Source organism: Euzebyella saccharophila (assembly GCF_014855495.1).
Taxonomy (GTDB): Bacteria; Bacteroidota; Bacteroidia; order Flavobacteriales; family Flavobacteriaceae; genus Euzebyella; species Euzebyella saccharophila.
The window spans coordinates 687,643-699,145 of record NZ_JACYFJ010000002.1; the positions used below are offsets into that span (position 1 = coordinate 687,643).

An 11,503-nucleotide genomic window follows, 5' to 3' on the forward strand; every position below is an offset into this window, starting at 1 on the left:
TTTGAGCACGCAATCTAGTTACTAGCCTAATGGTGCAATATCCCTAATGATTAAAAGATTGACGGTTACCAAACATAAATAGACCTTATGTAACCCAAGTTACTTAAAACGCAAAAGCACTGCTGTACCTTTATACTTTACAAAATCAAGTATATGATTAATAAAGGGAATAAGCTTCATAGCATACTAGGGTTAAAATGCCCAAGATGCCACCAAGGGAAATTTTTAGAATCCCATCCTTACAACTTGTCAAGTTTTAATCAGGTAAAGGACGAATGCCCTAAGTGCGGACTTAAATATAAAATTGAACCCAGTTTCTATTACGGGTCTATGTATGTTTCCTATGGGGTTGGCATTGCTGTGGCAGTGGCCGTTTATGTATTGACCGTTCTCTTTAAATTAAATCTTGGCCTTGCCCAATTATTTGGCTTAATGGTGGGTGTTTTACTGCTGGCCATGCCTTGGATTGGTGCAGTTTCTAAATCTATTTGGGCCAATATATTCATGAAGTATGACGCCTCCGTTGCGCAACAGGTACGTGAGCAAAACACTTAAAGGCAATAAAACGACCGTTATTATAATAAAATCGTTGCATAGAGAGATGGAGGTCTTTGGAAACAAAAGCAGTAGGCATCCCAACCAATTAGTGGCAATCTAACAATCAAGTACCATCGTATGTTAAAAAAGTATTTTCCCATTCTAGATTGGCTACCTACCTATCAAAAAAAATACTTATCCGGTGATATTTCAGCGGGAGTTACTGTTGGCATCATGCTCATACCCCAAGGTATGGCTTATGCTATGATTGCCGGTCTGCCCCCGGTATTTGGATTGTACGCCTCTTTAATACCTCAAATAATTTATGCCTTAATGGGCACTTCAAGGCAATTGGCCGTTGGACCCGTGGCGATGGATTCTTTGCTTGTAGCCTCTGGGCTTGGCGCTCTGGCGCTTTCAGGCATAGAAGAATATATTGCCATGGCCATCTTTTTAGCCCTCTTTATGGGGTTGATACAATTATTGTTAGGGGTATTAAAAATGGGTTTTTTGGTCAATTTTTTATCCAAACCGGTTATCAGCGGGTTCACATCTGCAGCAGCATTAATTATTGGTTTTAGCCAACTAAAACATTTGTTGGGAACTAATTTGGAAAGAAGCAATGAGGTCCATGGCTATTTACAACATATTACTTATCTGTTTGACCAAATTAATTGGTACACTTTAGGAATTGGGGCAATAGCAATACTAATACTTAAAATATTAAAGAAAGTAAATAGAAAGATTCCCGCCGCTCTAATAGTGGTAACCTTGGGCATTGCTTCTGTTTATCTTTTTAAACTTGATGATTTTGGGGTTAAAATTGTAGAAGAAATCCCTGATGGCTTACCTACTTTTGTACTTCCTACCATGGACTTTTCCCGAATAAGCGAGTTACTACCCATGGCCCTTACCCTATCTTTGATTGCATTTATGGAGGCTATTTCAGTGGCGAAAGCCATTGAAGTTAATCACAAAGAATATGAAATAGATGCGAACCAAGAATTAGTAGCCCTGGGCACAGCAAACATCATTGGTTCCCTTTTTCAGTCCTACCCAACTACTGGAGGCCTTTCAAGAACTGCGGTAAATGACCAATCAGGAGCTAAAACAGGAGTGGCAGCCTTGATCAGTGCTTTCATAGTGGGGCTAACATTGCTGTTCCTTACCCCAATTTTTTATTTTCTGCCAAACGCTATTTTAGGCGCCATAATTATGGTAGCCGTTTTTGGTCTTATTGACTTAAAATATCCCTTAAAGCTCTATAAAAATCGCAAGGACGAATTTTTCTTATTGCTGATTACCTTTTTAATCACCTTATTCGTTGGAATAAAAGAAGGTATTCTCTTGGGAGTCCTTATTTCCCTATTACTATTGGTCTACAGAACCAGTAAACCCCATATGGCTGTTCTAGGAAAAATTAAAAACACCGATTACTTCAAAAATGTCTCAAGGTTTACGGATGACGTAGAACAAAATAAAAAAGTAGTAGTTATTAGGTTTGATTCGCAACTTTACTTTGGAAACAAGGATTATTTTAAACGCCAGCTCTTAAAGACCATTAATAAGAACCCGATAAAACCGGAGGCAATCATTATTAAAGCGGAACCTATTAACTATATTGATAGTAGTGCCGTTTTCATGCTCGAAATTTTAATCGAGGAGTTAAAAGAGCAGGGAATCAAAGTAATGTTCTCCAACGTCATAGGACCTACTAGGGATATCATTCAAAAATCCGGATTATTGGAAAAGATAGGGAAAGAACACTTTTTTGTAAATACCATAGATGCCTACCATTTTGCTTTAAATCAAACACCTAAGTCCAAAATACAGGATAAAATTTCACTTCAGGTAAAATAATTCGTTGTGTAACAAAGGTCACCAATAATCTTGGCAAATGGTTCTAAATTTATATCATAATCACTTAAAACATAGCACCATGAAAGTAGAACAGATTTATACCGGTTGTTTGGCCCATGCCGCCTATTATATTGAAAATAATGGCGAAGCGGCAGTATTTGACCCCTTAAGGGAAGTAGAGCCCTATTTGGAAAGAGCTAAAAAAGACAATGCCAAAATTAAATATGTCTTTGAGACCCATTTTCATGCCGACTTTGTAAGCGGACATTTGGATTTACAGAAAAAGGCAGGTTCAGAAATTGTTTTCGGCCCAAACGCCAAACCAAATTATGAAGCTATTGTTGCCGAAGATAATCAGATTTTTAATGTAGGTTCTTACAAAGTAAAAGTCATACATACTCCTGGACATACTATGGAGAGTACCACCTATATGCTTATGGACGAGCAAGGAAAAGAGCACGGTATAATTACCGGAGACACCTTGTTTATAGGTGATGTGGGTAGGCCAGATCTTGCGCAGCATGTAGTTTCAGATTTGACCGAAGAAAAATTAGCCGGTCATTTATATGATTCCCTGCGAAATAAAATTTTACCGTTAAGTGATGATTTGATCATATATCCCAACCATGGTGCAGGTTCTGCCTGTGGTAAAATGATGAGCAAAGAAACAACAGATACCCTGGGCAATCAGAAAAAGGTGAACTATGCTTTACAAGAGATGACCAAAGATGAATTTATTGAAGCACTTTTAAAGGGGCTCACAACTCCTCCCGGTTATTTTCCCCAGAATGTACTTATGAACATTAAAGGTTACGAAAGTTTGGATAGTGTAATGGACCGGGCTACCCAAGCTTTAGATCCTGTTGCCTTCGAAGCTGCCGCTAATGAAACCGCTGCCTTGGTATTGGATACTAGGGATGCTGCGGATTTCGCAAAAGGCTATATACCCAACAGTATTAATATTGGACTGGAAGGAAGTTTTGCCCAATGGGTGGGTGAAATGATTCCCAGTGTAAAACAAGAGATTCTTTTAGTTACTTATCCTGATAAAGAAGAAGAGGCCATTACCCGATTATCTAGAGTAGGATATGATAATACCATTGGTTTCTTAAAGGGCGGATTTGAATCTTGGAAAAACTCCGGAAATGAATATGAGACTATTCAACGTATAGGTCCAAAAGAATTTGAAAAAGCTTACAACGAGGAAAAGCCATTGGTTATAGACGTGAGAAAGAAAAGTGAATTTGATTCGGAACACATCATTGGTGCCTTAAATATTCCTTTAAATGAAATCAACCAGCATTTAGCTGAAATTCCAAAGGACAAGCCATTTATGGTACACTGTGCTGGAGGCTATAGAAGTATGATTGCCGCGTCTATTCTAAAACAAAGAGGCTGGGATGATTTTGTGGATATTGTAGGTGGTTTTGAAGAAGTTGCAGAAAATACCTCGGTAGCAAAATCGGATTACGTTTGCCCCACAACAATGCTTTAATAATATTTGATTTATGATTGAAAAGTCCCTTAAATTACAAAAGGGACTTTTTATTTTCAATGACATTTGGCCTATGTAACACAGGTTACCGATCGTCCTATTCATTAGAAGTAAATTTGATAGAACTCAAAATTATGTATCATGGCCCTATTCAGTTCCCTTTTCAATTTTTCGTCCCAGTATTCGGACAAAATCAATATTCTTGATGTACCCACTTTTAAAGCACATCTTAAGGAAAAAAATATACAATTAATTGATGTTAGAACACCCAGAGAGTTTTTAGATGGCCACATTGCCAATGCTAGGAATCTTGACTATTTTAATCAATCCAGGTTTAAAGAAGAAATTGAAAAGCTAGATAAAACACAACCCATTTATCTCTACTGCCGTTCCGGCAATAGAAGTCAGAAAGCAGCAAGAATACTAGTTGACTCGGGATTCGAAAAAATCTATGACCTTAAGGGCGGTTTCATGCATTGGACCTAGTAATCAAATAATACTACATTATGAAGACAAGCATCATTGTACAAAACTTAAAATGTGGAGGTTGTGCTAAAACCATACATTCACAACTGGGAAAATTAAAAAGTCTTAGTGATATTGAGGTGGAAATTGAGTCCTCCAAGGTTTCCTTCAGTTATAGGGATTCGGAAAATATCCAATTGGCAAAAAGCACTTTAAAAAGCTTAGGGTACCCTAGTATTTCAGATACTAATTCACTCGTTGATAAAACCAAATCTTTTATTAGCTGTGCATCCGGTAAAATAAAATAGATTCATATGGTACACATGAAAAATTACAAAGTCTTATTATATCTTAGTATATTCTTGGTCATATTCAGCTGTAAGGAAAAATCTGAAAAGCAGACCTTAAAAGAAGAAAGTAAAGAAAATGAAGTCCTTTTGGAAACGAGTGCAAACGCTTCCAAAATTGGGAAAGGATACGCTCTTGAAACTCAAAAACTATTGGGTAAAAATCTAGTGGGCGCTATACAAAATAAGGGCGTATTAGGTGCTCTGGAATTTTGTAATGTACAAGCGATTCCGCTAACCGATAGTATCGCCAAAAAGCATGGGGCAATTATTAAAAGAGTTAGTGATCGCCCTCGAAATAATAATAACAAGGCCAACTCAGTTGAGCTGGCACAAATTGAACATTTCAAAAAACTTTTAGAACAAGAAAAAGAAGTGGAACCTGTGGTTATCTCAGAAGGTAATAAAAACAAATTTTACTACCCCATCATTACAAACGCCATGTGTCTGCAATGCCACGGCACCCCCAACGAAGAGATAGCTCCAGAAACTTTAAATAAATTGGCAGGTTTATATCCAGATGACATGGCAATTGGGTATGGCCCTAACGAAGTTAGAGGTATTTGGAGTATAACATTTAAGTAAATATTGAATGAGTAAATTTTCAGAATTGATGAACAGCGAAAAACCCTTATTGGTAGATTTTTTCGCTGAGTGGTGCGGCCCGTGCAAAATGATGCCCCCTATCCTAAAAGAAGTGAAAGACCAATTAGGTGATGATGTTACCATTGTTAAAATAGACGTAGATAAAAATCAGCAAATGGCTGCTAAATATCAAGTGCGTGGTGTACCTACACTTATACTTTTTAAAAATGGGGAGATTAAATGGAGGCAATCTGGAGTAATGGATGCCAATAGCTTATCTCAAATAATAAAAAGCCATTAAAATATTCCTTTAAATTTAAAACCAACTCACATGAAAAAGAATATGGGCGGTACAGACCGCATTATCAGAATTATTGCTGCTATTATTATCGTCACCCTTTTCTGGCGAGGAGAAATTAGCGGTATCCTTGGTTACATTCTATTGGCCCTGGCCGCAATTTTCGTGCTAACGAGTTTGGTAAATATATGTCCTCTCTACAATATTTTTGGAATCAAGACTTGCAAAACGAAATAGCATCAAAATAATTTGTTTCAGCCTTATGTAACCAAAGTTACCAAATAGGCAATTTTCATAGGGTAAATTTATAAAGTCAACAAAATTTAAGCCTTATGAAATCAAATTATCAAATTGTAATTATTGGTGGAGGTACAGCTGGAATAATGACCGCTGCAAGTTTACTTCAAAAAAACAAGAAACTTGATATAGCCATTATTGAACCAGCTGAAACACACTATTACCAACCTGCATGGACATTGGTGGGTGCTGGAACCTATAATTTTGAAAAAACGGCCAAGCCAATGAAAGAAGTAATGCCATCTGGCGTTACATGGATCAAAGACTATGCAACTTCTTTCAATGCCAATGACAATAGTGTTGGCACGAAATCGTCGGGAAATATTACCTATGAATATTTAGTGATAGCACCTGGCTTGGTTATGGAACCATCTATGATCGAAGGTTTACCGGAAGCAATGCGAAAAGGTATTGTTTGCAGTAATTACACAGACCCTAAATACACTTGGGAGGTTATTAAAAACTTCAAGGGCGGTAACGCCATCTTCACGCAGCCTACCACCCCAATAAAATGTGGGGGAGCTCCTCAGAAAATTGCTTATCTAGCGGCAGACTATTTTAGAAAAAAAGGCATCTCTAATAAAACCAATGTAGTGTTTGCTACGCCAGGCACCGTAATCTTTGGCGTCAAACCCATTAGGGAAACCTTAATGAAGGTCATACAGCGTTATGGTATTCACTTTAAACCATTTTACGCTCCTTTTAAAATTGATGCCGACAAGAAAATCGTTTATTTCAGAAATACAGCTCCAGAAGAAAATCAGTGTGTAATTACAGAAGACAATTCGCTAGGTGAACAAATGACTGGGGATACCGTTATTGAAATGCCTTTTGATATGCTCCATATAGCACCTCCCCAAGCGGCTCCCAAGTTCATAAGGAACTCCAATTTAGTTAATGAAGCTGGGTGGCTGAACGTAGACCATCATTCATTACAGCATCATAATTTTGCAAACATTTTTGGATTAGGTGATGTTGCCGGCCTTCCGACTGCGAAAACGGGTGCAGCAATCAGAAAACAAGTACCGGTAGTTGTAGATAATATCCTAAGATTAATCAATCACAAAGAAGCTACTAATACTTCTTACAATGGATATTCTAGTTGTCCCCTAGTAACCGGATATGGAAAAATGACCTTGGCAGAATTTGACTACGACAACAACTTTACGCCCGACCCTAAGTTAAAACAAATGCTCGTTTTTAACAGCGCGAAAGAGCACTGGCGTTTATGGATGTTAAAGAAATTTGGTTTGCCTTATTTGTACTGGAACAAAATGCTAAAGGGCAAAGATGTATAAGTAAGGTTGGTTTTGTTGTTTTAGGCGGTACTTGGTACCGCCTTTTTTATGTCAATCATTACCAGAATTTACAATTACAAAATTTAAAACTCCAAAAAAGATAGCTAGGTAACTCATGTTACAGACCACACAAATACAATAATATACCTTTATCAAGAATTAATTAAACAATAATTAAAATCTATAAAAATGGAGGTTAACAGCGCTACACAAAAAACATTGGGCATGCCTAGAATTGGTGATAAAGCACCTAATTTTAAAGCACAAACTACTAAGGGAGAAATTGAATTCTCAGATTTTGCCAAAGATAAGTGGGTAGTAATGTTCAGTCACCCCGCAGACTTCACCCCTGTATGCACCACGGAAATGAGTGGATTCGCAAATAGAAAAAGTGAGTTTGACGCACTGAACACAGAATTACTAGGTTTGAGCATAGACAGTATTCATGCCCATCTGGGTTGGGTACAGAACGTAAGGGAAAATACAGGCGTATATTTCGACTTTCCGATTATTGCCGATTTAGACATGAAAGTTTCTAAGCTATACGGTATGTTGCAACCCAATGAAAGCGAAACTGCTGCCGTGAGAGCGGTTTTCTTTATCGATCCCGAAAAAAAAATAAGATTGATTATGTACTATCCCCTTAATGTAGGTAGAAATATGGATGAGATCTTAAGAGCACTTGAAGCTCTACAAACATCTGACAAGTATAAGGTTGCAATGCCCTTAGATTGGAAAAAAGGAGATAAAGCCATTGTTCCTCCTCCAAAAACTTTGGACAGCTTGAACGAGCGACTTGAAGATGACAGCATTGAAAAAATAACTTGGTATCTAGCAAAGAAAAATTTGTAATATAAAGCGGTCTTTGTGACCGCTTTTTCTGATTTTTAATAGGCTTATTGGATAATAGTATATTTCTAAAAACAGCAAAAAATTCGCTGCTTGCTCACTAAGCCACCGTCCATGAATTATACTTTTCTTTTAAAATTTTAAAAAGATTAAATTTTAATTTTTTAAGCTGTTGAATGACTGCTAGTTCAATCATCCTTTAGTAAATTTGATAGCGTAAAACCATTTCTTATGGATACCGAAATTCTTGCCCGAATTCAATTTGCTTTTACCATTGCCTTTCACTACATCTATCCCCCTTTGAGTATCGGTCTTGGTTTGTTGATGGTAGCTTTTGAAAGCCTTTATATAAGAACTAAAAATAAGCAGTACCATACCTTAGCTAAATTTTGGACGAAAATATTCGCCTTGACTTTTGGTATTGGTGTGGTTACCGGTATTGTCATGGAGTTTGAATTTGGCACCAATTGGGCGGTATATTCAAGATACGTGGGCGATGTTTTCGGAAGCGCTCTTGCCGCGGAAGGTATTTTTGCCTTTGCCCTTGAAAGTGGATTTTTAGGTATTCTTTTATTTGGCTGGAACCGGGTAAAACCATGGGTGCATTTAGTTTCTACCATAGGGGTGTTCTTCGGGTCTATGTTCTCTGCCGTTTGGATTGTGGTGGCCAATAGCTGGCAACAGACCCCGGCTGGGTATCATATTGTGGGTGAGGGGCTTGATGCCCGTGCGGAAATAACCGATTTTTGGGCGATGGTTTTCAATCCGTCAAGTGTTGACCGTCTATTGCATGTATGGCTAGGCGCATTTTTAGCAGGTTCTTTTTTGGTACTTAGCGTACATGCCTATTACCTTATTAAGGGCCGATATGTTGAAATATCAAAGAAAGCCTTTAAGATAGCCTTAGTTGTGGCTACCTTTTTTTCCTTGGGACAACTGGCTACGGGACACAAATCAGCTGATGGAGTCGCTCATAATCAACCGGCAAAATTGGCCGCCTTAGAGGGCCATTTTGAAGCCTCGGCACCGGCTGATATGTATCTACTTGGTTGGGTAGACAAAAAAAACCAGAAAGTATCGGGCATAAAAATTCCTGGGGGACTTTCATTTCTTTTGGATTATGATGTCAATACTCCGGTTACCGGCCTTAATGCCTTTCCAGAAGATGAAATACCGTCGCAGATAAACGCTGTATTTCAGTTTTATCACCTGATGGTTGCTATCGGAATGTTTCTTATACTTCTCACCCTGTTCGCCTCGTTTATGTGGTGGAAGGGCAAATTATTCCAAAAAAAGTGGCTATTACAGATATTCGTTTTTGCCGCGCTGCTGCCCCAAATTGCCAATCAGGTGGGCTGGTTTGCCGCAGAAATGGGTAGGCAACCTTGGGTGGTTTATGGGCATTTGAGAACTTCGGAAGCCTTTTCCCAGGCCGTAACCGATAACCAAATTCTCTTTTCATTGATTTTGTTCATGTTCGTTTATACGCTGCTTTTTATTCTTTTTGTGTATCTATTGAACAAGAAAATCAAACACGGACCTTACGATGAATCGGAAACTGATGATAGGCCGTTAACAAAAGAAATTACAGAAGCTATAACTATATAAAACGTAATAGATGGGCACACTTTTAGGAATTGATTATCCAACTTGGTGGTTTTTAGTTGTTGGCGGTTTGTTTTCAGGATATGCCATTTTAGACGGGTTTGATTTCGGAGCCGGAGCATGGCATCTATTTTTTAGAAAGGAATTGAGTAGGCGTATTGCCTTGAATGCGGTGGGGCCCGTTTGGGATGGAAACGAAGTTTGGCTGGTAATTGGCGGAGGAGCACTTTTTGCAGGTTTCCCACTGATGTATGCCACTTTTTTCTCGTCGCTATACATTCCTTTTATGCTATTCTTGATGTTCATCATTTTTAGGGCTATCGCCATTGAATTCAGAGGAAAGGAACCGATGCGGTGGTGGAAAAACCTGTGGGATGTCGGCTATAGCGTATCTAGTATTATGCTCGCTTTTCTGTTGGGCGTCGTCTTAGGAAATGTTCTTCAAGGCATACAAATAGGAGAAAATTACTTGTATCAAGGTGATGGCTTTTTTGAGTTCCTAAATCCTTATGCGCTTATGACAGGTCTGACTACCTTAAGCCTATTTATGGTACATGGGGCCATTTATCTTTTGCTAAAAACGGAAGGTAGGTTGTTCGCCAAGCTAACCATTTTACTAAAAAAAGGAATGATTTTCTTTATGATTTGCTTTGGCATCACCACACTTTACACCCTCTTATACATTCCACATCTTTCAGATGAGTTTAGGGGGAACCCGAGCCTTTTTATAGTACCGTTAATGGTATTTTTATGTATTGCCAATGTGCCCAGACTTGCCAACAAAAAGAAGTTCAAAATGGCTTTCTTCTTCTCTTCCTTGACCATCGCATTAATGTTGGTGCTGGTTGCCGTTGAATTGTACCCTGATTTGCTTTTGTCATCCATCAGCCCTGAATACACCATTGACATTTATAAAGCGGCCTCCTCTACAAAATCTATGGGTATCATGCTTACGATTGTGGCAATCGGTACGCCCTTGGTTCTGGGCTATACTTTTTTTGTGTATAAAACCTTTAAAGGTAAAGTTCAATTAGATGAAACCAGCTATTAAAAAAGGGAAAGCAATGTTCCCCCTTCTATTATTTGATTTGTTTGTTGTTATTCTACGGTAATCGCGAATGTCCGTAAAATATTGGGCTTCTCCTCGCGCCTTCCATTGTGGCATCCTTTTATTCCGTAGGCTCATGTATGAATGCTATGGCCAAAGTTGTATTACCAGAAGCCTTGGGTGTTTTTCCTATACTGGTATATTTCTTTTTGCTATCAGGAGTTTCCATAGAATTGTTTTCCGTAGAAACATAAATTTTAAAGGACAATAGTGCTTTCACAATATGGTTGGTATCTGCCACCTAATTTCCTAAATAGATTTACATCAAAAAAAGCATATTTTATACTCTTACAGGAAAAAGACCATTTGAGCTGACAAAAATCATCTTTTGTCTACCTACCAACCCCTAAATTCGTACTATAAAATATTATAATATGAATACGTTACGTCTTTTGCCCCTCGTTTCTTGGGAAAACGGGATTTGGATGATAGGAATATTTGCCGCCGTGGTGGTTGTTCTAATTACGGTTGTTTGGTCCTTTATTAATGGAAATAAAAAATAGGTTATAACTACTGCCGTTTTATCATTTCTCGTTCAACTAAAGAGCACGCTTTTTAGGTGTACTTTGAAGTAAAAAAACACCAAATCAATATTTTAGGTTCCAGCAGGGAATTGGCATGCCTATTCCTGGGAACATAACCATCTTTCCTTCAGCGACTTGAAAGGTAATTGAGTAGTGTTTTTTATTAAAGTTATGGGTACAAAAAAAGCTACCCATTACTGGATAGCTTTTGCATTTAAAAACTAACAATTATCAA

14 protein-coding genes are annotated in these 11,503 nt (G+C 38.1%); 13 read left to right on the plus strand and 1 reads right to left on the minus strand.

Going from position 1 to position 11,503, the window contains the following annotated elements:
- Window positions 1-153: 153 nt before the first annotated feature.
- From IL355_RS09525 to cydB, 12 genes are all read left to right on the plus strand, one after another.
- The gene (locus IL355_RS09525; protein ID WP_192461926.1) at window positions 154-555 is read left to right on the plus strand and encodes a DUF983 domain-containing protein; all 402 of its coding nucleotides are present in this window, start codon (window positions 154-156) and stop codon (window positions 553-555) included.
- Window positions 556-675: 120 nt separating this feature from the next.
- A complete protein-coding gene (locus IL355_RS09530) occupies window positions 676-2,397 on the plus strand; it encodes a SulP family inorganic anion transporter (protein WP_192461927.1) in 1,722 nt (573 codons plus the stop codon).
- A gap of 79 nt (window positions 2,398-2,476) precedes the next feature.
- Entirely contained in the window at window positions 2,477-3,892 is a 1,416-nt protein-coding gene (locus tag IL355_RS09535) for an MBL fold metallo-hydrolase (RefSeq protein ID WP_192461928.1), read from the plus strand.
- Between the two features lie 141 nt (window positions 3,893-4,033).
- Window positions 4,034-4,378 carry a rhodanese-like domain-containing protein gene (locus tag IL355_RS09540; protein ID WP_192461929.1) on the plus strand — a complete coding sequence of 115 codons (345 nt, stop codon included), beginning with the start codon at window positions 4,034-4,036 and terminating at the stop codon, window positions 4,376-4,378.
- 20 nt (window positions 4,379-4,398) lie between these two features.
- A complete protein-coding gene (locus IL355_RS09545; protein WP_192461930.1) occupies window positions 4,399-4,665 on the plus strand; it encodes a heavy-metal-associated domain-containing protein in 267 nt (88 codons plus the stop codon).
- Window positions 4,666-4,680: 15 nt separating this feature from the next.
- A complete protein-coding gene (locus tag IL355_RS09550) occupies window positions 4,681-5,289 on the plus strand; it encodes a Tll0287-like domain-containing protein (protein ID WP_225621168.1) in 609 nt (202 codons plus the stop codon).
- Between the two features lie 7 nt (window positions 5,290-5,296).
- Complete coding sequence (gene trxA / locus IL355_RS09555) at window positions 5,297-5,590, plus strand: thioredoxin (protein WP_192461932.1); 294 nt, start codon at window positions 5,297-5,299, stop codon at window positions 5,588-5,590.
- A 30-nt stretch (window positions 5,591-5,620) separates the two neighbouring features.
- Window positions 5,621-5,824, plus strand: a complete 204-nt coding sequence (locus tag IL355_RS09560; protein WP_192461933.1) for a YgaP family membrane protein — start codon at window positions 5,621-5,623, stop codon at window positions 5,822-5,824.
- Window positions 5,825-5,919: 95 nt separating this feature from the next.
- On the plus strand, window positions 5,920-7,182 hold the full coding sequence (locus IL355_RS09565) for an NAD(P)/FAD-dependent oxidoreductase (RefSeq protein ID WP_192461934.1): 1,263 nt from the start codon (window positions 5,920-5,922) through the stop codon (window positions 7,180-7,182).
- A 189-nt stretch (window positions 7,183-7,371) separates the two neighbouring features.
- Window positions 7,372-8,034: a peroxiredoxin gene (locus tag IL355_RS09570; RefSeq protein ID WP_192461935.1), complete on the plus strand. Its 663-nt coding sequence runs from the start codon at window positions 7,372-7,374 to the stop codon at window positions 8,032-8,034.
- Window positions 8,035-8,262: 228 nt separating this feature from the next.
- A complete protein-coding gene (locus IL355_RS09575; RefSeq protein ID WP_192461936.1) occupies window positions 8,263-9,639 on the plus strand; it encodes a cytochrome ubiquinol oxidase subunit I in 1,377 nt (458 codons plus the stop codon).
- Window positions 9,640-9,649: 10 nt separating this feature from the next.
- Window positions 9,650-10,687: a cytochrome d ubiquinol oxidase subunit II gene (cydB, locus tag IL355_RS09580; protein WP_192461937.1), complete on the plus strand. Its 1,038-nt coding sequence runs from the start codon at window positions 9,650-9,652 to the stop codon at window positions 10,685-10,687.
- Window positions 10,688-10,805: 118 nt separating this feature from the next.
- Here the strand turns inward: cydB and IL355_RS09585 are convergent, their stop codons facing one another.
- Complete coding sequence (locus IL355_RS09585) at window positions 10,806-10,964, minus strand: hypothetical protein (RefSeq protein WP_192461938.1); 159 nt, start codon at window positions 10,962-10,964, stop codon at window positions 10,806-10,808.
- A 154-nt stretch (window positions 10,965-11,118) separates the two neighbouring features.
- Between IL355_RS09585 and IL355_RS19310 the strand changes: the two genes are divergently transcribed.
- Window positions 11,119-11,247 (plus strand): hypothetical protein, encoded by a 129-nt coding sequence (locus IL355_RS19310; RefSeq protein WP_262892181.1) that lies wholly within the window; start codon window positions 11,119-11,121, stop codon window positions 11,245-11,247.
- Window positions 11,248-11,503: the final 256 nt, after the last annotated feature.

What these genes read in the sequence shown, in the direction of transcription:
- IL355_RS09525 (WP_192461926.1), top strand. Translation starts at nt 154, where the DNA reads ATGATTAATAAAGGGAATAAGCTTCATAGCATACTAGGGTTAAAATGC.
- IL355_RS09530 (WP_192461927.1), top strand. Translation starts at nt 676, where the DNA reads ATGTTAAAAAAGTATTTTCCCATTCTAGATTGGCTACCTACCTATCAA.
- IL355_RS09535 (WP_192461928.1), top strand. Translation starts at nt 2,477, where the DNA reads ATGAAAGTAGAACAGATTTATACCGGTTGTTTGGCCCATGCCGCCTAT.
- IL355_RS09540 (WP_192461929.1), top strand. Translation starts at nt 4,034, where the DNA reads ATGGCCCTATTCAGTTCCCTTTTCAATTTTTCGTCCCAGTATTCGGAC.
- IL355_RS09545 (WP_192461930.1), top strand. Translation starts at nt 4,399, where the DNA reads ATGAAGACAAGCATCATTGTACAAAACTTAAAATGTGGAGGTTGTGCT.
- IL355_RS09550 (WP_225621168.1), top strand. Translation starts at nt 4,681, where the DNA reads ATGAAAAATTACAAAGTCTTATTATATCTTAGTATATTCTTGGTCATA.
- trxA (WP_192461932.1), top strand. Translation starts at nt 5,297, where the DNA reads ATGAGTAAATTTTCAGAATTGATGAACAGCGAAAAACCCTTATTGGTA.
- IL355_RS09560 (WP_192461933.1), top strand. Translation starts at nt 5,621, where the DNA reads ATGAAAAAGAATATGGGCGGTACAGACCGCATTATCAGAATTATTGCT.
- IL355_RS09565 (WP_192461934.1), top strand. Translation starts at nt 5,920, where the DNA reads ATGAAATCAAATTATCAAATTGTAATTATTGGTGGAGGTACAGCTGGA.
- IL355_RS09570 (WP_192461935.1), top strand. Translation starts at nt 7,372, where the DNA reads ATGGAGGTTAACAGCGCTACACAAAAAACATTGGGCATGCCTAGAATT.
- IL355_RS09575 (WP_192461936.1), top strand. Translation starts at nt 8,263, where the DNA reads ATGGATACCGAAATTCTTGCCCGAATTCAATTTGCTTTTACCATTGCC.
- cydB (WP_192461937.1), top strand. Translation starts at nt 9,650, where the DNA reads ATGGGCACACTTTTAGGAATTGATTATCCAACTTGGTGGTTTTTAGTT.
- IL355_RS19310 (WP_262892181.1), top strand. Translation starts at nt 11,119, where the DNA reads ATGAATACGTTACGTCTTTTGCCCCTCGTTTCTTGGGAAAACGGGATT.